This is a genomic window from Bacillus sp. LB7 (genome assembly GCF_030449715.1).
GTDB lineage: Bacteria > Bacillota > Bacilli > Bacillales > Bacillaceae > Bacillus > Bacillus paralicheniformis.
In genome coordinates, this window is the sequence record NZ_JASGCA010000024.1 from 21,960 (window position 1) to 43,258 (window position 21,299).

The 21,299-nt window shown below is 46.9% G+C and carries 19 protein-coding genes and 2 pseudogenes; 12 read left to right on the forward strand and 9 right to left on the reverse strand.

Annotated elements, in window-relative coordinates; all coding sequences use genetic code 11:
- Positions 1-16: 16 nt before the first annotated feature.
- Positions 17-1,033 (reverse strand): LacI family DNA-binding transcriptional regulator, encoded by a 1,017-nt coding sequence (locus QMZ64_RS20670; protein ID WP_243941876.1) that lies wholly within the window; start codon positions 1,031-1,033, stop codon positions 17-19.
- A gap of 255 nt (positions 1,034-1,288) precedes the next feature.
- Between QMZ64_RS20670 and kduI the strand changes: the two genes are divergently transcribed.
- On the forward strand, positions 1,289-2,116 hold the full coding sequence (kduI, locus tag QMZ64_RS20675; RefSeq protein WP_265625478.1) for a 5-dehydro-4-deoxy-D-glucuronate isomerase: 828 nt from the start codon (positions 1,289-1,291) through the stop codon (positions 2,114-2,116).
- A gap of 15 nt (positions 2,117-2,131) precedes the next feature.
- Complete coding sequence (kduD, locus tag QMZ64_RS20680) at positions 2,132-2,896, forward strand: 2-dehydro-3-deoxy-D-gluconate 5-dehydrogenase KduD (protein WP_265625477.1); 765 nt, start codon at positions 2,132-2,134, stop codon at positions 2,894-2,896.
- 43 nt (positions 2,897-2,939) lie between these two features.
- On the opposite strand, the gene QMZ64_RS20685 is transcribed toward kduD, so the two are convergent.
- Entirely contained in the window at positions 2,940-4,073 is a 1,134-nt protein-coding gene (locus QMZ64_RS20685) for a zinc-dependent alcohol dehydrogenase (protein ID WP_265625476.1), read from the reverse strand.
- 141 nt (positions 4,074-4,214) lie between these two features.
- Here QMZ64_RS20685 and QMZ64_RS20690 point away from each other — a divergent pair, with 141 nt between their 5' ends.
- Complete coding sequence (locus tag QMZ64_RS20690) at positions 4,215-4,352, forward strand: hypothetical protein (RefSeq protein ID WP_023857161.1); 138 nt, start codon at positions 4,215-4,217, stop codon at positions 4,350-4,352.
- Between the two features lie 54 nt (positions 4,353-4,406).
- Here the strand turns inward: QMZ64_RS20690 and QMZ64_RS20695 are convergent, their stop codons facing one another.
- Entirely contained in the window at positions 4,407-5,780 is a 1,374-nt protein-coding gene (locus QMZ64_RS20695; RefSeq protein WP_265625475.1) for a sugar porter family MFS transporter, read from the reverse strand.
- Between the two features lie 298 nt (positions 5,781-6,078).
- Here QMZ64_RS20695 and QMZ64_RS20700 point away from each other — a divergent pair, with 298 nt between their 5' ends.
- Together QMZ64_RS20700 and QMZ64_RS20705 are read left to right on the forward strand one after the other, a co-directional pair.
- Entirely contained in the window at positions 6,079-7,035 is a 957-nt protein-coding gene (locus QMZ64_RS20700; RefSeq protein ID WP_243941872.1) for an LCP family protein, read from the forward strand.
- A 187-nt stretch (positions 7,036-7,222) separates the two neighbouring features.
- A pseudogene (locus QMZ64_RS20705) lies at positions 7,223-8,073 on the forward strand (Cof-type HAD-IIB family hydrolase).
- Between the two features lie 40 nt (positions 8,074-8,113).
- Here the strand turns inward: QMZ64_RS20705 and QMZ64_RS20710 are convergent.
- From QMZ64_RS20710 to pgsB, 5 genes are all read right to left on the reverse strand, one after another.
- The gene (locus QMZ64_RS20710; protein WP_243941870.1) at positions 8,114-9,358 is read right to left on the reverse strand and encodes a C40 family peptidase; all 1,245 of its coding nucleotides are present in this window, start codon (positions 9,356-9,358) and stop codon (positions 8,114-8,116) included.
- Positions 9,359-9,812: 454 nt separating this feature from the next.
- A complete protein-coding gene (locus QMZ64_RS20715) occupies positions 9,813-9,980 on the reverse strand; it encodes a hypothetical protein (RefSeq protein WP_243941869.1) in 168 nt (55 codons plus the stop codon).
- On the reverse strand, positions 9,977-11,146 hold the full coding sequence (locus QMZ64_RS20720; RefSeq protein ID WP_265625474.1) for a CapA family protein: 1,170 nt from the start codon (positions 11,144-11,146) through the stop codon (positions 9,977-9,979). Before QMZ64_RS20720 ends, QMZ64_RS20715 begins: the two co-directional genes overlap by 4 nt.
- A 19-nt stretch (positions 11,147-11,165) precedes the next feature.
- Complete coding sequence (gene pgsC, locus QMZ64_RS20725; protein WP_003185831.1) at positions 11,166-11,615, reverse strand: poly-gamma-glutamate biosynthesis protein PgsC; 450 nt, start codon at positions 11,613-11,615, stop codon at positions 11,166-11,168.
- A 15-nt stretch (positions 11,616-11,630) separates the two neighbouring features.
- Positions 11,631-12,812 (reverse strand): poly-gamma-glutamate synthase PgsB, encoded by a 1,182-nt coding sequence (gene pgsB / locus QMZ64_RS20730; protein WP_003185833.1) that lies wholly within the window; start codon positions 12,810-12,812, stop codon positions 11,631-11,633.
- Positions 12,813-13,632: 820 nt separating this feature from the next.
- On the opposite strand from pgsB, the gene QMZ64_RS20735 reads away from it, so the two are divergent.
- From QMZ64_RS20735 to rbsB, 6 genes are read left to right on the forward strand one after another with little or no spacing between them, the layout of a single operon-like run.
- A complete protein-coding gene (locus QMZ64_RS20735) occupies positions 13,633-14,613 on the forward strand; it encodes a LacI family DNA-binding transcriptional regulator (protein ID WP_301441535.1) in 981 nt (326 codons plus the stop codon).
- A gap of 2 nt (positions 14,614-14,615) precedes the next feature.
- The gene (rbsK, locus tag QMZ64_RS20740; protein ID WP_265625472.1) at positions 14,616-15,497 is read left to right on the forward strand and encodes a ribokinase; all 882 of its coding nucleotides are present in this window, start codon (positions 14,616-14,618) and stop codon (positions 15,495-15,497) included.
- Positions 15,494-15,889 (forward strand): D-ribose pyranase, encoded by a 396-nt coding sequence (rbsD, locus tag QMZ64_RS20745; protein WP_243941862.1) that lies wholly within the window; start codon positions 15,494-15,496, stop codon positions 15,887-15,889. Before rbsK ends, rbsD begins: the two co-directional genes overlap by 4 nt.
- Positions 15,890-15,926: 37 nt before the next feature.
- Entirely contained in the window at positions 15,927-17,408 is a 1,482-nt protein-coding gene (locus QMZ64_RS20750; RefSeq protein ID WP_265625471.1) for a sugar ABC transporter ATP-binding protein, read from the forward strand.
- A gap of 1 nt (position 17,409) precedes the next feature.
- Entirely contained in the window at positions 17,410-18,372 is a 963-nt protein-coding gene (gene rbsC, locus QMZ64_RS20755) for a ribose ABC transporter permease RbsC (RefSeq protein WP_020453175.1), read from the forward strand.
- A 14-nt stretch (positions 18,373-18,386) separates the two neighbouring features.
- The gene (gene rbsB, locus QMZ64_RS20760) at positions 18,387-19,301 is read left to right on the forward strand and encodes a ribose ABC transporter substrate-binding protein RbsB (RefSeq protein WP_265625470.1); all 915 of its coding nucleotides are present in this window, start codon (positions 18,387-18,389) and stop codon (positions 19,299-19,301) included.
- Between the two features lie 18 nt (positions 19,302-19,319).
- On the opposite strand, the pseudogene QMZ64_RS20765 reads toward rbsB, so the two are convergent.
- Positions 19,320-20,253, reverse strand: a pseudogene (locus tag QMZ64_RS20765) (LysR family transcriptional regulator).
- Between the two features lie 110 nt (positions 20,254-20,363).
- Between QMZ64_RS20765 and QMZ64_RS20770 the strand changes: the two are divergent.
- Positions 20,364-21,131: a class I SAM-dependent methyltransferase gene (locus tag QMZ64_RS20770; RefSeq protein WP_265625469.1), complete on the forward strand. Its 768-nt coding sequence runs from the start codon at positions 20,364-20,366 to the stop codon at positions 21,129-21,131.
- Positions 21,132-21,299 lie beyond the last annotated feature (168 nt).

A 21,299-nucleotide genomic window follows, 5' to 3' on the forward strand; every position in this document is an offset into this window, starting at 1 on the left:
TTCCATTTGACGAGTTCTACAGCGACTGTCTGAGAACAAGCTCCGCCTCTAGCTGAATCGTCTGCGGAGCACTTTCATCTCCTTCAATCCGTTTGATGATCCGCTCCATGGCGGCTCTGCCCATTTCATGCGACGGCTGGGCGATGGTCGTAATGCCCGGACCGATCAATTTATACCATTCCGTATCATCAAATCCGGCAATTCCGACGTCTTCCGGAATCGAAATGCCAAGTTCATAAAGGCAGCTGATGATTTTCAGCATCAGAAGCCCGTTGTTTCCAAGAATGGCTTTTTTCCCTTCTTTCATTTCCAAAAAGCTTTTGACGGACTGTAAAAGAGATTCTTTGTCTTTGACATCTGCCTCATATACAAGGGGATTGCCGCCGGCATTACGTTTAAGCGCGATTTCTGTATAGGCGGAAACCCTTTCCTCCCTTGGACTGATCCCTTTAATCGGCTCGGTAAACAGACCGACCTGGGCATAGCCTTTGTCATACATGAGATTGACGATTTGACTCGTCACTTCGCGGTTGTTCGTTGTAACTGCATCGATCTTGAGCCCGGGCACTTTCCGGTCAACGAGCACAATCGACACATCCTGGCTGATTAAATCCATGAGCACATCGTTGTTTCTTCCCGTTGTATTCATAATCAGCCCTTCAATGTAATGCGCGTTCAGCTTGTGCAGCATTTCCCGTTCTTTTTCAGGACTGTTGTCCGTGTTGCAGACCATGATGCTGTACCCGTACTGATCGCAAACCTCTTCCACCCCTCTCAAGGTGGCAACTGAAAACGGGTTTGTAATATCGGCGACCAAAAATCCGATAACCTTGCTTTTTTTCACCTTCAGCCCCTGCGCCATCTGACTGGGGCGGTAATGAAGTTCCTCGATCGCTTTTTTGATGCTTTTCACCTTTTTCGGTGAGATGGCATCAATCTTCCCGTTGATATAACGGGAAACCGTTGATTTTGATACACCTGCATGTGCGGCTACTTCATTGATGGTTACTTTCGCTGTTTGCTTATCCTTCATTCAAGTACTCCTATGACCTTTTAATTTGAAACCGATTTCAAAAACTTTATACCATCAGCATATCACATCATTTAAATTTTGGAAGAGTATATTTAAATTTTTCAAGATTGACCTTGACAATATTCAGAAAAAAACGAAAAGACTGTTGACGGTTTCCATTATTTACTTTAGAATTCATGTTTGAAACCGTTACCAAAAACTTTGGCCCCTTCATTCAAGTCAGTCTAAAAACGTCCAATTCAAGGAGGAGAAGGTATGGAAAATCGTTATTCTGTTCATCCGGAACAAGCGAAACGATTCACAACCGCAGAGCTTCGCGAGCATTTTTTAATAGAGTCATTGTTTGTTGAAAACAAACTGAACATGGTGTATTCGCATGAAGACAGAGTCGTGATCGGCGGGGCTGTTCCAGTAAAGGAGTCCATCGCGCTCGATGCTGGCGATTTTTTAAAAACGGACTATTTTCTGGAACGGCGCGAAATCGGGATTGTGAATGTCGGCAAGCCCGGTGCGGTCAAAGTCGGTGATGAAGAATACGTACTGGAGCACAAAGATTTTCTGTATATCGGCCTGGGAAATAAAGACGTTTCCTTCTCAAGCTTGAATGAAGACGGAGCCAAGTTTTATTTCATTTCGGCGACGGCACATCAAAAGTATCCGGTGCAAAAAGCTTCGCTTTCAGAGCTGCCATATGATCATTTAGGAGAAGAAGCCTCTTCAAATGTCCGCAATCTATACAAAGTGATTCATGCAGACGGCATTCAAAGCTGCCAGCTGATGATGGGCATTACGTTTCTTGAACCCAATAACACATGGAACACGATGCCGGCGCATGTTCATGACCGGCGGATGGAGGCTTATCTGTATCTTGACCTTGCCGAAGATGCAAAGGTGTTTCATTTCATGGGCGAACCGACGGAAACACGGCATCTTGTCGTCGGCAACGAACAGGCAGTCATTTCACCCGCGTGGTCTGTCCATTCGGGCTCCGGCACATCCAACTACTGCTTTATATGGGCGATGGCCGGAGAAAACTACACATTTAAGGACATGGATGCTGTCCCGATGAATGTCATACGGTAAGGGCGTGAACGTGAGATGGGATATCTTGAATTGCATTTTTCACTTGAAGGCAAAACGGCGCTTGTGACAGGCCCGGGAACGGGAATCGGCAAAGGGATTGCCGAAGCGCTTGCAAAAGCGGGAGCGGATATCGTCGGCACTTCACATACGAGCGGACTTGATGAAACAAAGCGGCTGATCGAAGAAGCCGGCAGAACGTTTACGTCTTATCAGCTTGATATGGGGAACCTTGACGAGGTAGAGGCTTTTGCAAAAGAGATGCTTGACCGCCATCAGATTGATATTCTCGTCAATAATGCCGGGACGATCCGCAGAGAAAAAGCGGCTGATTTTTCCCGGGAGAACTGGGAAGCGGTGATCAATGTCAATTTGAACAGCTTATTTTTGCTGACGCAGGCTGTCGGCCGGCAGATGATTGGGCGAAAGCAGGGGAAAATCATCAATATTGCCTCGCTTCTTTCATTTCAAGGAGGCATTCTCGTCCCTGCATATACGGCAAGCAAGCATGCAGTAGCCGGATTGACGAAGTCTTTTGCCAATGAATGGGCGGCGCACAATGTCCAGGTCAATGCGATTGCGCCGGGCTATATCGCAACGAACAATACGAAGCAGATCCGCGAAGACCAAAACCGCAATGCCGAAATCTTAAAACGGATTCCGGCCGAGCGCTGGGGTCATCCGGATGACATTGCCGGCGCCGCCGTATTCCTTTCGTCGCCGGCATCCGATTATGTGAATGGACATGTGCTGGCCGTCGATGGCGGATGGCTGGCAAGATAATGCGCCAAAAAGGCTGCCGATAACTCGGCAGCCTTTATTATCGCTATGGCTTCAAAATCACTTTAATGCAATCATCTTCATGGCCGTTGAACAATTGGTAAGCGCGGCCGGCTTTTTCAAGCGGAAGCTGATGCGTAATGATTTCCTTTGGATCGAATTGATTCTCTTCGATCTTCTTGTAAATCTCAGGCATCAAATGGATGACCGGGGCCTGCCCCATTTTCAGCGTAACATTTCTGGAAAAGAACGCGCCGAGCGGAAACATATTATAATTGCTTCCATATACCCCCGTAATCTGTACGGTCCCGCACTTTCTGACCGCCTTTGTAGAAATTTGAATCGGTCCGAGCGTGCCGCCCTGAAGCTTCAGTTTTTGCTCCAGATACTCAAGCGGAGATTTTTTGCCGTCCATCCCCACGCAGTCGATCACGACATCCGCCCCGCCTTTTGTAATCTCCTTTAAATGCTCGCCCATGTCAGGATATTTTGTAAAGTCAAATACTTCAACGCGGTTTAACGCTTCAGCCTGCCTTAGGCGGTAGTCCAAGTAGTCTACTGCAATGACCCGCTTCGCCCCTTCCATCCAGGCAAACTTCTGCGCCATTAATCCGACCGGTCCGCAGCCGAGGACAATGACGGTGTCTCCCTTTTTGACTCCTGCGTGAAGCACGCTCCAATACGCGGTTGGCAGGACATCTGATAAAAACAGGAGCGACTCGTCCTCCATCTCACATGATTCAGGGATGACAAACGGCGTGAAGTTGCCAAACGGCACTTTTAAATATTCGGCCTGTCCGCCAGGGTGGTTTCCGAACTTTTCCGAGTAGCCGAAATATCCGCCTGAATCATAATGGGGATTGGCATTATCGCACTGGCTTTCCAGCTTGTTTTCGCAATAAAAGCAATGTCCGCATGCAACGGTAAACGGGATGACGACCCGGTCTCCTTTTTTCACTTTTGTTACATCAGGTCCTGTTTCTTCTACAATTCCCATCGGTTCGTGGCCGAGCTGAAAGCCTTTCGGAAGAGGAAAATTTCCTTGATAAAGATGGAGATCTGATCCGCAAATCGCCGTAGAAGTAATTCTGACAACGATATCATCGCTTTTTTCAATTTTGGCGTCCTCCACCTGGCTGACTTCAACATGCTGAGGCCCTTGAAACGTTACAGCTTTCAAATCGTCACACTCCCATTATCGTTCAGTTGAACTTAGTGTGAGATAAACCCGGGTTCTTATTCAGTTTTTTAAACAAACGTTTCATTAACCGTCATGCAGAGCGGCCATGATTCATACATAGAAGAAAACGGAGGTGTTGGGATGCTGCTGCAAATACTAGTCGGAGGGCTGGTTGTTTTCGTTATTTTCTTTCTCGTGTTTCGGGCGATCAGAACGGGTAATCTGCCGCGCCATGACGATTCGCAGCCAGAAGACGGAGAAAACAGAGATCAGCCATGATCGGCTGGCCTCCTCACACAAAAAAAGGATGGGGCCATACCCATCCTTTTTTGCCTATCGTTCTATCGGCTGCGTGTCAGTTCCCGTGATTCCGCCGTTCCTGTCCCGTAAATCCTGCTCGATCTCTTCAAGGCTTTTGCCTTTTGTTTCTGTTACTTTAAAGTAAACGAACAGGAAGGCCGCGATGCCGATGGCCGCATAGCACAGGAACAGGTAACTAATGCCCATCGCTTCCATGAGGACCGGAAAACTCAATGTCACAATTAAGTTCCCTGCATGAAGCATTAAAGTCGATACTCCGGTTCCCACCCCTCTGACATGAAGAGGGAACAGCTCAGGCAGCATCACCCAGACGATCGGACCCCAGCTGACGGCAAATACGACGATAAACACACCTAAACAGATGACCGTCGTCCATGCCGCACCAGCGGTATTGCCAAAAAAGAGATTGGTGAAAGAAAGCACGATCAAACTGATGACCATGCCGGCATTTCCAAATAATAAAAGCGGCTTCCGCCCAATCCTGTCAATAAAGCGGATCGCCACAAGCGTCATCAGGACATTGACCGTTCCGATGCCGACTGTCCCCAAAATGGCCGCCGAATCTTCAAATCCGACATTCGTAAACGTTTTTGGGGCATAGTAAATAATCGTGTTGGTTCCGATAAATTGCTGGAGAAACGCCAGTCCGACTCCTGCGATTAACGCCGGGCGCACCCATGGTTCCAGCAACTCTTTCAAGCCCCCCTGATCCTGCTTTTCCGCTTCTTTAATTTCTTTGACTTCCTGATCGACCTGCTTTCCTCCCCTCATCTTGGACAAAACCCGTCGCGCTTTCTTTTCTTTTCCTTTTGTTAAGAGCCAGCGCGGGCTTTCCGGCATGAAAAAGATACCGATTAAAAGGCCGATTGACGGAATAAGAGTCAAGCCCAGCATCCAGCGCCATGCGCCTGCATCACTAAATGCATAATTGATCAAATAAGAGACCAGAATCCCGATCGTAATCATCAGCTGATTTAATGAAGAAAGCGCGCCCCTCGATTCCTTCGGCGCAAGCTCTGAAAGGTACAACGGAACAATGGTCGTTGAACAGCCAACCGCAAGGCCGAGCACGATCCTGAAAACCACCATATATTCCGTGCTTGGAGAAAGGGCCGTTCCGAGCCCCCCAATGCAATACAGCACAGCCGCTGACATAATCGCCCTTCTTCTCCCGAAGCGGTCTGTCAGCCTGCCGGACAAGCCCGATCCGAAAATCGCCCCGATTAAAATTGCGCTGACAACCAGCCCTTCTGTAAAGGCATTGAGCCCAAGCTCATCTTTCATAAACAAAATCGCCCCGGAAATGACGCCCGTATCATAACCGTAGAGCACACCGCCCAAGGCTCCAAAAAAATAAAGCCAGGCATTCGATGTTTTTCCCTTCATCAGTATATCCTCCTAACAAGGCTCGTCTTTTATAATCTTTAACCTTGTCTCGCTTTCTTCAAACCTCTAGAAACTCGGAGTACCATTAAAAGGAATTTAAAAATATGAAACATTTTATCTGTTTCATCGTCTTATTTAAGGCGGCAAAATGATCAGATCCCGCGGAATTTCCAGAGAATCCCCATATGCAAAACAGCAAATATCTTGTAAAATCCAAGATTGGGAAACATTTTTTTATCAAAATTTAGACTTATTCAACAATTGTACGTTTCAATATAAATAAAAGAGGAGCTTATACATGCTACGATCGCAACGAACGAAGAAAAAGAGACTAAGAAAATGGGTGAAATACTCATTGTTTTTCATTGTTTTAATCCTGACGGCGACAGCAGCCGCAGGCGGCTATGCGTACTACAAAGTGGCGAACGCCTCCAAAGATGCGCAAGTCACCCTTTCCAGAGGAGAACAGTCCGTCAAGCGGATTAAAGAGTTCAATCCTAAAAAAGATAACTTCTCCATCCTGTTGATGGGGATTGATGCCCGTCCCGGACAAAGCATGGACAAAGAACGAAGCGATGCGATGGTTCTCGCCACGTTCAACAGAAAAGACAAATCAGTGAAACTATTGAGCATCCCGCGGGATTCCTATGTTAACATCCCTGGACGCGGCTTTGATAAAATCACGCATGCCCACTCATTAGGCGGGCGCGACCTCAGTACAGAAACCGTCGAAAACCTGCTCGACATTCCGGTTGATTACGTCATGGAAGCCAATTTTTCAGCTTTCAAAGAAGTAGTTGACGAGCTCGGCGGTGTACCGATCACAATCAAAGAAGACTATATTGTCCGGCAGATTAAAAAGGATACGAAAGGCAAAGTCAACCTTCAAACAGGCGAGCAGACGCTCACCGGAGAAGAAGCCCTTGCTTATGTAAGAACGAGAAAAGCCGATACGGACTTGAAGCGCGGCGAGCGCCAGATGGAAGTCATCAAATCGATTATCAACAAATCCAAATCGCTTACTGCCATCCCTGCTTATGACGATATCCTTGATACAGTCGGAAAGAACGTATCAATGAACTTGTCGCTGAATGATGCAATCGGGCTGATCCCGTTTATGACGTCCATTCAAACGATCGATACCCTTCAATTGAAAGGGAGCGATTATCAACCGGGCAAAGTCTATTATTTCCAGCTTGACCAGGAAAATCTCAATGAAATCAAGCAGGAATTAAAACAGCAGCTAGATGTATAATGAGAAAAAGGATGAAGATGATTCATCCTTTTTCTATTTCATGAAACTCAAGATTTACTATTGAAAAAATCTAAATTTAGGTTTAGCCTTTTACATAACATGTCCTTTTAGGGAATACTGCCGAAGAGAGCTGTTTTTCGCCTCCCGAAAAACGGCAAACTCTCTTACAGGAGGTTATCTTTACATAATGAGGTTAATTGCGATCGATTTAGACGGGACTCTTTTAAATACCGAAAGTCAAATATCCGCAGAAAACCGGGCCGCTATCAAAAAGGCGCTCATCTCAGACTGCATCGTAACCATTTGCACGGGACGGGCCACATTTGACGTCAAAGCGCTGCTGAACGATTTGGATATTCCGATTACGGGGGAACGGTTCACGATTTCAACTATAAGCTCCTAAGCAGAACGTTAATGGACAAGGAAGCCGGAAAAAAGGCGGCCCAATACTTAACAGATCATCAAATCTATTTTGAGGTTTATACGGACGACGCGCTGCTTTCTCCTTATGACGGAGAGCAGAAGCTTGAAGCAGAGCTTGATATCGTCACAAGCGCCAACCCTAATGAAGACAGGGATACGCTTTGGCAGGGCGCACTGACTCAGTTTAAACAATTCGGCATCAAACCAGTGCCCGACATTCGCGAGGTTTTTAACGGAGACGAACATATTTATAAGCTGTTGTGCTTCTCATTTGATATGGAAAAGCTGAAAAAAGCAAAAGAAGACCTTTCAGCCTTTCCAAAATTAGGACTCACATCTTCCGGAAGACATATCATCGAGATTCTGCCTGATGAATCCGGCAAAGGCCGCGCTTTAAAAGAGCTGGCCCGCCACTATGGAATCGAGAAAAAAGACATCTACGCGATCGGCGATAGCCCGAACGACCTGTCAATGTTTGAGGAAGCCGGCCATCGGATCGCGATGGGCAATGCAATCAATGAACTGAAGCATATCAGCACGTTTATCACGAAAAGCAATGATGAAAACGGCGTCGCTTATTTCATTAACAAACTGCTGGAAAATGAATATCAATAATTAAGAAAACCGCTCGAAGATGGACTCGAGCGGTTTTCTGCTACTCAATTCTGACGCTTCCGGCGTATTTATCTTTCCAATAGGCGCTCGTCTCCATATCTGCTGTCGTCACACCGGCAGACAAGGTGACAAGAACGACTTGGCCGTTTCCGATATAGATGGCGGGATTGAGAACAGTGGTTCCTTTAAAGAACACGATATCTCCAGGCTCCAGCTCCTGTTTTGTGATTTTCTTGCCTGTACTGTATTGTTTATCAGCGTACCGCGGAAGTTCCACTCCTGCCGCCGTTTTATAGACATATTGGATAAACCCCGCCGTATCAAAGCCTTCTTTAGGCGATGTGCCGCCTTTTTGATAACCGACTTCGCCGATATGCCTGATCGCTTCGGATACAATCGGATTTTTCGGGAGGGACATGTTGTCAAAACGTCTGACTCCTGTGAACTTCTTCTGCCAGTAGGAAGCCGACAAGTAAGAGATCGTCACTTTATTTGAACGGCTCGCATGGATAAACCGGCCGCCCCCGGCATAGATGGCGTTATGGGATATTCCCGGTTTGTACGTATTGCTGAAAAACAAAACATCACCCGGCCGGATATCTTCAAGCTTCACCTTTTGACCGACCGCCCATTGCTGTTCCGCCGATCTAGGCAAATAAACACCGAGCACCTCTCTGAAAACGTATTGTGTCAACCCTGAACAGTCAAACCCGAGATCGGGAGAGTTTCCTCCAAATACATATGGAACACCGACATAACTCTTTGCTTTTTGAACGACAGGGTCCATAGAAATCTCAGGCTCTTTTGTGATCCTTTTCGCTTTAAGATACCCCGAGCTCCAGTAAGAGCTGCCTTCAAGCTTTGTCACGACAACTCCATTTGATTTTGTGCTGTGGATGATTTGATCATTTCCCATGTAGATGGCGACATGGGTCGGTCCGTCCGTTTCCAGTTCGGCATTTTTGAAAAAGACAAGATCCCCCTTTTCGAGCTTCTGACGGCTGACAATGTTTCCGAGGGTCGATTGCTCCTTTACCGTTCTTGGAAGCGTAATATCGAGCGATTGAAACACATATTGTACAAAGCCGGACGAGTCAAACCCCGTTTTCGGCTTCTCTCCGCCGTAGCTGTATTTCGCACCCTCAAGCTGTCTGGCGGTTTCTGCTATTTTCTCGCCGATCGTATCGGCGTGTACGTCATTGTGATTCGTTAAAAATAAAGACATCCAAAACACCGCAATTCCACAAAACAAAACCAACTTTTTGTTTGCCGCTTTTTTTATCAATTGTTCTGTTCCTCCTCTTCTTTCCTCTTTCATCGTCATTCAATTGGGATATTTAAAGGACTTTTTTTGCGTGTACAGCAGCGTCATAGCGAGAAGAAACGCGCAGCACAGCATGATCAGCTTTTTCACCTAAGCGCGGATTAAATGGATGAAGGGAAATATTCTAAAGAGGTCATGAACATGAGGTGCAGTTCCCATCCCGAATTGGTAAGGTGATGTCTTTTTGAAGCTTAGTCGAAATTTGTCAGTTTTTATTCCCTTCAAAAGAATACAATAAACATGAACCCCAAAACCATGTATATTTTCTCCTGATTTTCTATAAAACTTTATACACTGACCGGTTAAGAAAATTGTCGTGTTTCCTTTTCAAATCAGCCGCTTTTCACAGGTCTTTTATAACCGGAATCAGCACACGCAAAAAGAGAGTGCCGGCGGCACTCTCTTTTCTGCACTGTTATCGTTGGTTTTCCGTTGTTTGATCCTGCTGATTCACTTTTTGGATTTCCGTTGAGATTTTAGCTTTTTCATCGTTTGACAATTCATCAGAATACTTGAAAGCAGACATGAATGCAATGATCAACACTAAACCTACGAACGGCCAAATGGCTCTGACAAATTTCATTTGTTCACCACTCCGTTTTTGTTATTTTTCAGTTTGTCCGCATGATCGACTTCAAACGTCAATTTTCCGTTCTCTTCTTTCCAGTCGAGGTTTGTTCCTTTTGTCAATTGACGGAAGATCGCTTTTCGTTTCAAGAAATCGCTCTTGCCTAAAGGCGTCGGCGTTGCTTCACGAATGTTGAGAGGTGTTACCTCAAAGCGCCCTTTGCCGTCATTCATTAAATGGTATTGTACAAGCGCGCTGTCCCGTGTTCTTGACCAGCCCTGATCAAACACAAAGTTTCCGAGGCTGTAGAAGATCACAGTGCCGTTATACACTTCGATCGGTTCGAGAACATGGGGGTGAGCGCCGATGATGACATCTGCTCCGGCATCCGCAATCGCCTTGGCCAGATCCTTCTGTCTGTCGTTCGGTTCATTGTCATATTCTTGTCCCCAGTGCACGTGGACAAGGACAAGATCCGCTTTTTTGGATGCTTCCGCGATCATTGGAATAAAGATTTTCGGGCTGAGCGGCAGCACTCCGCCTCTGTTCTTTTTGGCTGTAAAGTTCTTCGTGTAGACGTCTGTAAAACCGAGCGTTGCGATTTTTACACCGTTCACATCCTGATAGGATACGTGCTGTTTCGCGTCTTCGAGATTATTGCCTGCTCCGACAAGCTCCAAGTCCTCATTTGAGAATTTATTCAGCGTATCCTTCAAACCGTCTTCCCCGTAGTCCATCGCATGGTTGTTGGCAAAGTTCAGTACGCTGAAGTTCAGCTTTTTCAATGTTTCGACTGATTCTTGATTCGTTTGCAGATGGATGTTCTTTTCTGCCTCTTGATAGTCCTTTGTATTGGTTACAGGGTTTTCAAAGTTTCCTGTGATAAAATCTGACACATTAAAGTACGGCTTCACATTTTTGAAGACACTTTCCGAACCGTGTAAGTTTGTCACTTTTTCTACGTTTCTTCCCATCATGATATCGCCCATAAAGGTAGCTGTGAGCTTGGCATCTTCTTTTTTGTCCATTTGCGAAGGAGTTTTGGCGCTTCCGACCCAAGTGAAGACAAACATTAAACAGAAAATAGCGGGCAATACGATAAAGACGTGCTTGTTTGTTTTCTTTTTCTCCTGCTTCGTCAGCTTCAGCAGTTTTTCCTGAACGTTCAGTTGTTTTTTCATCGATTTGACACACCTAACTTTAGATTAGATAGTAAGCATACATAATGACGAATGTTGCTCCGCTCAATAAAAGCGTACTTCCAAGCGTAATCGTTAATCCCTGTCTTTGAATGGTATTCGCGATCAGCCCCGGCACGATAATTCCGATTCCCCTGAATTCGGCAATTTCAAACGGCATCACCGGATATATAAAATCAAAACCGATTTTCAAAAGAATTCCCGTAATCAGCATCGCTGCGAATTTTCTGCGTCCGTATAGAATCATAATTTTGGAAAGTCCGAATTTCACGATGACATACGTCAGCAAACTGACAAAAAGAACGAGCAACATGAAAATTGGCTGATTGAACACAAGTCCCAAATAACCCGGTACGACGAGGCCGGCTGGTACAATTCCCGTTTTCTCTGCAAAAATCAAACTGAGTAAGACTCCTAAAATGAGGGCGATATATAAATCTGATCCAAACATTGTGTTTTCTTCCTCCTAGCTAACGAGCTGCTTAATCTTGTAATCTTGTATTTTTTCAATGAGAGGCTCCGCTGCTCCATGGATATTTCCGACTCCGTAAATGACGCGGCCCTCAAGCTTGTTTTTCAGCATGAACATGATTTCTTCCGTTGATTTGTGCTCAAAATCAAACAGCTTGTCCGCAGGAATTTTGCCTGCTTCATATGCTTTGACGATCGGCTCTGTTGTTTCTCCAATCAGCACAAGTTCACTTGCTTCAATATAAGGAAGGACATCTTCCGCAAACTGCTGTGTTCTGTCTACCCTGTCGGCGCGGCAGTTCATAATGACGATCGGCTGATCCGTAGGATAGCCTATTTCTTTTACACGCTTCCATATGTTTAAAGTCGAAGCTGCGTCATTGGCCGCAAAACCGTTGACGAAATGTCCGGGGTTTTTGGCGTTCATCAGCGGCAGAATTCTCATGGCTCCCGGATCAGGCGGCGCATTCAGCATGCCTTTAAAAGCGGTTTCTTCGTCAATGCCCAACGCTTGAGCCACACCGAGCGCAAGAGACGCATTATCAGGGAATACCATGTACTCAAACTGTCTGAGGTATTCATCTGTTATTTTAGAATTGTCTGCGACGATAACTTTTGTGTTCCTCTCTTTTGCAATCTGCTTAAAGAAATCGGTATACTCACTATCAGTGATAACTAAATGTCCATTATAAGGAATGGTTGCTGTAAAAGCTTCTGCAATTTCATCCAAAGTCGGTCCCATCACATCCATGTGATCTTCCAGCACGTTCACGATCACGCCGATATTAGCCTGAAGCAATTCTTCCTGAAAGATGATTTGGTAATCAGGGTTAACGGCCATGCACTCACTGACAATCGCATTGGCCCCTCTTTCCACCGTTTCTTTCATAACCTCTTTTTGTTCTCCGATATTCGGGCCTTGAGGTTTTCTTTTGATCGGTTTCTCTTCCGGTGTGTCCCAATAAATCATCCTTGCGTCTGTCCCGGTTGTTTTCCCTACTGTTTTGTAGCCTGCCTCGATTAATATCCCTGTTGTTAATCTTGTCACCGTGGACTTTCCGCGTATCCCGTTGATGTTCACTCGGACAGGCAGCGCATCGATGTTTTGCTGGTGGCGCCTTTTTTCATAAATGCCGATCCCAACAACGATCACACAGGCTAATAGCATTACCCACATTGTTTGTCTACATCTCCTTCTTGGAATCTGATATGTAAATTCATTCATCAGTATATAGGTTCACTATGAAATCACAATCGGCATTATGTAACAGAAGACGACGAAATTTTCCGTGACAAAGATCACCTCACCCGAGTCATTAATGCCTATCTTTTTATTGATATTTTTGGAAATCAGAAGTCCTTAATTCCTATCAGTTTTTTGTCAGCACTTTAAGTATGCGCTTTCAAAATTCGACATTATGATTTTTGTACTTTTCTCCCTATTTCTGATGAAAGATTGAAGGATGAATTCAGGATCTCTTTATCCCCCGGCTGAAATCCCCTAGAAATGGGCTGTCAACCGGGATATCTCCTTTCTTTTTGTATTTTCGCTCTTTTCCAACAGGTTAAAAAGTCACCAATGTTCCCTCTTCAAAACAAATACGTCCTATGACAATCAGATCACCTATTAAAAAATGAAAATTTCTTTTAGCATAAAGCGGGATTCATTAACAAATCCAAATTTTTTGTGAGCCGTTCGATTCACCTTATTTCTTCAGATTTTAGGTTAAAATCCTAAGATTTAAAAAGCCATTAATTTTTTTCAACGATAATTCATCAAACTTTAACATTTTTAATTTTTCTTATTATTCTCATTGTTACTGTATTCGCCAATTTATGCCGAATGAAGGTTATTTTCTATTCAACACACCTGTATATGTCTCTATATCCCAACCCGGCTAAAAATTTCTGCGCCCGCCCTTTTTTTATTGAGATTTTTAAAGGATCATGATAATCTTTATGTAAACGGTTACACAAATGGAGAGGAGAAGTCTTTTTTGGCTACGATTAAAGACGTCGCACTTGCTGCAAAAGTATCTGTCGCTACGGTTTCCCGGGTATTAAATGAGACGGGATACGTCCATGAAGACACGAGGACACGCGTGTTAAAAGCGATGGAAGAACTGAATTACCACCCGAATGAAGTAGCCAGGTCTCTCTATAAAAGGGAGTCCAGACTGATCGGACTGCTGCTGCCGGATATCACAAACCCGTTCTTTCCTCAGCTTGCGCGCGGCGTTGAAGATGAGATCAACCGCCTCGGCTTCCGGCTCATCTTCGGAAACAGCGATGAAAATTTGGAGAAAGAGCTTGATTATTTGCAGACGTTTAAACAAAATCATGTGGTCGGGGTCATTTCAGCGACCAATTATCCGGATGCGCCAAATTATCAAGACTTGTCCATGCCGATCGTCTTCCTTGACCGGACGGGCGAGAATGCGCCGGCTGTATTCGCGGACAGCCGCGAAGGCGGCAGAATCGCAGCGGCTGAAATGGTCAGGAGAAACGCGAAACGAATTACGCTGATCAAAGGACCGGCCCACCTTCAGACTGCAAGAGACCGTTTCAACGGAGCGCTGGAGATGCTAAGCGGGGCCGATATCGATTTTCATGTTATGAAAACCGAGACATTTTCATTTCCGGAAGCCCAAAAACGGGCGGCAGAGCTGTTTGCCACCTATCCGGAAACAGACGGCGTAATCGCAAGCAATGACATTGTGGCGACAGCCGTTTTGCATGAAGCCTTGAAACGGAAGATCAAAGTTCCCGACGAACTGCAGATTATCGGCTTTGATGACATTCCGCAAAGCGAATTGCTTTTCCCCTCTTTATCAACGATCAGGCAGCCCGCCTATGAAATGGGAAAAGAAGCGGCAAAACTGCTGCTGAGATTAATGAAAAATGAATTTATTGAACAATTGGCAGTGCAGATGCCGGTTGCCTTTATTGAAAGACAAACGACAAGAAAGGCGGAATGACAATGAGTAAAATATGTGTGATTGGCAGCTCTTCGATGGATTTAGTCGTGACATCGCCCAAGCGGCCGGCTGCCGGAGAAACGGTGCTTGGCGAATCTTTTAAAACGGTTCCGGGCGGAAAAGGCGCCAACCAGGCAGTGGCTGCGGCCCGGCTTGGTGCAGAGGTCTATATGATCGGCTGCGTCGGCGATGATCATTACGGAAATGCCATCCTTGACAATTTTCAAGCGAATGGTGTTTTGACAGATTATGTGGAACCGGTTACAGGTCAGGAAAGCGGCACCGCACATATCGTTCTCGCAGACGGCGACAACAGTATCATCGTCGTCAAAGGGGCAAATGACCATGTCACACCTGAATACGTTCAAAAAGCGCTGCCTGCGATTAAACAGGCAGACATCGTTCTGATTCAGCAGGAGATTCCGGAAGAAACCGTCGATTATGTCAGCGGACTGTGCAGCTCACTCGGCATTCCTCTCCTGCTGAATCCGGCACCAGCCCGTCCGCTTCGCCCGGAAACGGTCGAACATGCGGCCTACATTACGCCAAACGAGCATGAAGCTTCGGTACTGTTTCAGGGCATGTCCCGGGAGGAAGCGTTAAAGCGCTATCCGGAGAAGCTGTTCATCACAGAAGGAAAAAACGGGGTCCGCTATCACAATGGTCTGGAAGAAAGGATCGTTCCTTCATTTCCTGTCAATGCGATTGATACGACGGGAGCCGGAGACACCTTCAATGCGGGATTGGCCGTCGCGCTTTCCGAAGGACAAAGCATCGAATCTGCCTTGCGCTTTGCGAACCGGGCGGCTTCCCTCTCAGTTTTGAAATTCGGCGCGCAAGGCGGGATGCCGAAACGGGATGAAGTGGAGCGTGAATTGTCATGAAAAAACACGGAATATTAAACAGCCATATCGCAAAATTACTGGCCGATCTCGGGCATACCGACACCGTCGTCATCGCGGACGCCGGGCTGCCCGTTCCTCCCGGCGTCCCCAAAATCGATCTTGCACTGACATTGGGCACGCCCGGATTTCAAGAGGTCACAAAGCTCATCGCCGCTGAAATGGCCGTCGAAAAAGTGACGGCAGCCGAAGAAATAGAAAGCGTCAATCCCGGTCAAGCCGCATTTTTAAAAGCGGAATTTTCAAACCGAAAAATTGACTATATCCCGCACGAAGCATTCAAAAAAGCGACGAGTCACGCAAAAGCGGTCATTCGCACAGGGGAAGCCACACCTTATGCAAATTGCATCTTGCACGCGGGAGTGATCTTTTAGATGTTTACATTCTCCATCTGGAAAGAAGGGATAGTCCATGCATATTAAAATGAAGGACATTTATAAAGCTTTTGGCCAAAACCAGGTGCTGTCCGGCGTTTCTTTCGAACTTCAGGAAGGTGAAGTCCACGCTTTAATGGGAGAAAACGGCGCCGGAAAGTCGACCCTCATGAATCTGTTGACTGGACTTCACAGGCTGGACAGCGGAACGATCGAGATCGATGGAAAAGAAACGTATTTTTCAGATCCAAAGAAAGCCGAACAGAACAGCATTGCCTTTATCCATCAGGAGCTGAACATTTGGCCTGAAATGACCGTTTTGGAAAATCTGTTTATCGGCAGAGAGCTTTCTTCCAAACTTGGATTTTTAAATCACAAGAAAATGAAAGCGCTAGCAAAAGAGCAGCTTGAAAGACTCGGAGTCTCGATTTCTCTTGAAAAAGAAGCCGGAGACTGTTCCGTCGGCCAGCAGCAAATGATCGAAATCACAAAAGCCCTTATGACAGACGCGAAAGTGATCATCATGGATGAACCGACGGCAGCGTTGACAGAAAGAGAAATTGAAAAACTGTTCGGCGTCATCAGAGCATTAAAGAAAAACGGCGTCTCCATCGTCTATATATCCCATCGCATGGAAGAGATCTTCACGATTTGCGACCGGATCACGGTGATGCGCGACGGAAAAACGGTCGACACGAAACGGATTCCCGACACGGACTTTCATGAAGTGGTGAAAAAGATGGTCGGACGGGAGCTGACCGAACGCTATCCTGAAAGACAGCCAAATCCGGGACGCGTCGTTCTCGAAGTCAAGCAGGCATCCAAAAAAGACGTCTTCCAAAATATCAGCTTTACCGTCCGCTCCGGTGAAATCGTCGGGATTTCAGGACTGATGGGTGCCGGGCGCACCGAGCTGATGAGGGCGGTTTTCGGGCTCGATCCGCTTGATTCGGGAGACATTTTCATCGAAGGCAAAAAAGCGACGCTCAAAAAACCGAGCGATGCCGTTCAAAAAGGAATCGGCTTTATTACCGAGAACCGCAAGGATGAAGGACTTGTGCTCGACACGTCCATCAGGGAAAATATCGCCCTTCCGAATCTCGCCAGCTTTTCACCGAAAGGATGGATTGACAAAAAAAGCGAGCAGGAATTTGTCGACCTTCTGATCAAGCGGCTGACGATCAAAACAGAATCGCCGGAAACCCGCGCGCGAAACCTTTCAGGAGGGAACCAGCAAAAAGTGGTCATCGCCAAATGGATCGGGATCGGCCCTAAAGTGCTGATTTTGGATGAGCCGACGCGAGGCGTCGATGTCGGCGCGAAAAGGGAGATTTATCAGCTGATGAACGAACTGACAGACCGCGGTGTCGCGATCGTCATGGTCTCTTCAGAGCTGCCCGAGATTCTCGGGATGAGCGACCGCGTCCTTGTGATCCATGAAGGAACGCTAAGCGGTGAGCTATCAAGAAATGATGCCACGCAAGAACGAATTATGACACTCGCTACAGGAGGGCGGTAACATGAAAACTCAACCGGCTGTGAAAAAAAGCCTTAATGTCGATTCTGTAATGCAAAAGCTCGGTCCGTTTCTCGGCCTGATAATTCTCGTCGTCATCGTCTCAGTATTAAACCCGAGCTTTTTAGAACCGTTAAATATTTTAAACTTGTTAAGACAAGTCGCCATTAATGCGCTGATCGCGTTCGGCATGACCTTTGTCATTTTGACCGGCGGCATCGACCTTTCCGTCGGAGCGATTTTGGCGCTGTCGAGCGCATTGATCGCCGGCATGATCGCCGGCGGCATCGATCCTGTTTTTGCCGTCATCATCGGCTGCCTGATCGGAGCCCTGCTCGGCTTGGTCAACGGGCTGTTAATCACGAAAGGTAAAATGGCCCCGTTCATCGCAACACTTGCGACAATGACGATTTTCCGCGGATTGACGATGGTTTACACAGACGGCAATCCGATTACAGGGCTCGGTAATCACTACGGCTTCCAGCTTTTCGGACGCGGCTACTTTTTAGGCATCCCCGTCCCTGCGATTACAATGGCGGCCGCCTTTATCATCCTCTGGGTGATCCTTCACAAAACGCCTTTCGGCCGCCGAACGTATGCAATCGGCGGAAATGAAAAAGCGGCCCTGATCTCAGGCATTAAAGTTCCGCGCGTCAAAATGATGATTTATTCTCTTGCCGGCCTATTATCCGCGTTGGCTGGAGCCATCTTGACGTCACGGCTAAACTCAGCCCAGCCGACAGCAGGCACTTCCTACGAACTCGATGCCATTGCTGCGGTCGTATTAGGCGGTACAAGCCTTGCCGGAGGAAGAGGACGAATTGCCGGCACACTCATCGGCGTCCTCATCATCGGAACGTTGAATAACGGCTTGAACCTGCTTGGCGTCTCTTCCTTTTTCCAAATGGTCGTCAAAGGTGTCGTCATTTTAATCGCAGTCCTGCTGGACCGCAAGAAATCCGCTTAAGGAGGGCTATACTGATGAAAAAAACATTAACGGTTTTCACCGCATTGGCGCTTCTGTTTCTGTCCGCCTGCTCGCTGGAGCCGCCGGAATGGGCAAAGCCAAATAAAGAAAAAGGAACGGATATCAAAATCGGTTTATCTGTCTCGACTTTGAAAAATCCATTTTTCGTTTCATTAAAGAACGGAGTTGTCAAAGAAGCCAAAAAACAAGGCATTGAAGTGATTGTCGTCGATGCACAGGATGACTCGGCAAAGCAGACGAATGATGTCGAAGATCTTCTGCAGCAAGGCGTTGACGCTTTATTGATCAATCCGGCCGACTCCTCCGCCATCTCAACGGCAGTCCAATCGGCCAATTCGCTTGGCATTCCGGTCGTCACCCTTGACCGCTCCGCCGAAAACGGAAAAGTAAAAACGCTCGTAGCTTCAGATAACGTAAAAGGCGGGCAAATGGCAGCGGACTTTATCGTACAGCAGCTCGGCAAAGGCGCAAAAGTGGCTGAACTTGAAGGCGTCCCCGGCGCATCGGCAACAAGGGAACGGGGCTCAGGGTTTCATAAGACCGCTGATGACAAGCTGAATGTGATCGCTAAGCAAACAGCCGACTTTGACCGGACAAAAGGGTTGAACGTTATGGAGAACCTTCTTCAAGGAAATCCTGATATTCAAGCGGTTTTCGCCCATAATGACGAGATGGCGCTCGGCGCGATTGAAGCGATCAGAAGCTCAGGGAAAGAGATACTTGTCGTCGGCTTCGACGGCAATGAAGATGCGGTTAAAGCGGTTCAGGCCGGAGACATGTCGGCCACGATCGCCCAGCAGCCTGAATTGATCGGCAAGCTCGCCGTACAAGCGGCCCGGGATATTTTGAACGGCAAAAAAGTTGAAAAAACGATACCCGCACCGCTCAAACTGGAAACGAAAAAGTAACTACAAAATCAGACCTCTTCAAACATAGAGGTCTGATTTTTTTTTGGTCATCTCCATAAAAGCCCTTGCCGCCCGGCTCAAATAGCATGTTTCCGGATAAGCAAACACAAGCGTCCGGGACGGATCGGATTGCAAAGGTACATAGACGATCCTGTCAGACCCTTTCCGCATGACCATCCGGGGCACGACCGTGACCCCCATTCCGTGTTCAACGAGAGATTGGGCGGTTTCAATGCTGCTTGTTTTGAAGGTCACTTTTGGTTGAAACCCTTCCTCCGCACATAAATCGAGTACCATTCTACGGAAACCGTAGCCTTCTTTTAGTAAAATAAACGGCACACCCTCGGCCGTTTTCAAAGCAAGAGGGAGATTTTCGGCATTCGACCGGACCGAATCGATGAGCTTCCGCAATTGGCCGGTCATCCAGCTCTCCCTTTCATTTGGAATCGCCAAAAAAAGCGGCTCGGTCAGTATCGGCCGGATCGCGAGCCTGTCATTTTCAATCGGCAAAGGGAGAATCGACAGGTCCACCGTTCCGTTTTCCGTCATTTTTTCCAATGCCGCCGGCGAGTCTTCTATCAGCTGAACCTGTACGTTCGGATGCTTTTTCAGAAAGGCTTTCAGGAGCGGCGGAAGAAGATACCCTCCCGTGACAGCGGGAACGCCGATCGATAACTCCGTCCCCATTTCCTCGAGCTGATCGCGCATTTCATACAGCAGTTCATCTCTTGACCGCAAAATATCCTGCGCTTTTCGGATGAAGCGCATCCCTTGAGGAGTCGGCGAGACCCCCTCTCTATTTCTGTAAAACAGCGGAAAGCCGAGCTCGCTTTCCAGCTTTTTAATTTGCTGGCTCAGTGAAGGCTGAGCGATATGCAGGCTGGCAGCCGCCTTTGTAAAAACTGCCTTTTTTGAAAATCTCTGCCGCGTATTCAAAAAGCCTCATATCCAATACCCGCACCCCCATAGTTTCCGTCTATCATTTTCATACATTTTATATCTTAGACTGATGGCTGTCGACTCCCCTAATATAAATACATAGCCGATAGGAGGATGATACAAATGAAATCTAGCGCGCAACGGCAATTTTCAAAAAATCCGGAGCAATATCGCGATGAACCGCTGTTCTCATCGGGAAAAGATCTTGATGCCATGGTCAGCTGCCGGAATCTGAACGGCGGTGAAACCCTGCTTGATATCGGAACCGGAGCGGGACATACGGCCATTGCCTTTTCGCCTTTTGTCAAACATTGCACAGGAATCGATATTACAGAAAAAATGGTTCAAACTGCGGCTCAATTTGCCGAACAGAAAAATGCTGAAAATGTGGTTTTTCTTCAAGGCGATGCAGCACAATTGGATTTTGCAGACGGGTCTTTTGATATTGTCACATGCCGGTATGCAGCCCACCATTTCCCGGAGATCAGCCGGTCCATGCAGGAAATCGCGCGCGTCTTGAAAAAAGGCGGCTCCTTTCTCCTCATCGATCATTGTGCTCCTGCAGACGAAGCTTTAGACCGCTTTATAAATCGGCTCAATCAATTGAGAGACCCGTCACACGTAAGGGAGTATTCAGAGAGCGAATGGCAGAAGCTGTTTGAAGAGAACGGACTTGATTTTGCCGTCCGGGAGAGATGGAATCTTCCGATCGATTACGAGAGCTGGCTTCGAAGAGGCGCCGTGCCTGAACAAAGAAAGGCAGCCATCCATGCCCATTTGTCAGAGCCGTCCCAGTCGTGCCGCGACATGTTTAACATCGTCCACGATGAAAACGGGCATCCGGTGTCTTTTTGTCTGAAAGCGGCATTGATTGCCGGAGTGAAAGCATAAGCAAAACGGACCGCTGGATTCCGGACTTTTTCGCAACAGTATTTTTAAAGAAGCGAGCGAACGCAAAAAAGCCCCCTTTTCAAAGAGGGGGCTTTCAGACCGTTGACAAAATAGGTCGGATTTCTATGATCCGACCTATTTTTGTCCATTTTGTTCTATTTTTTCGAC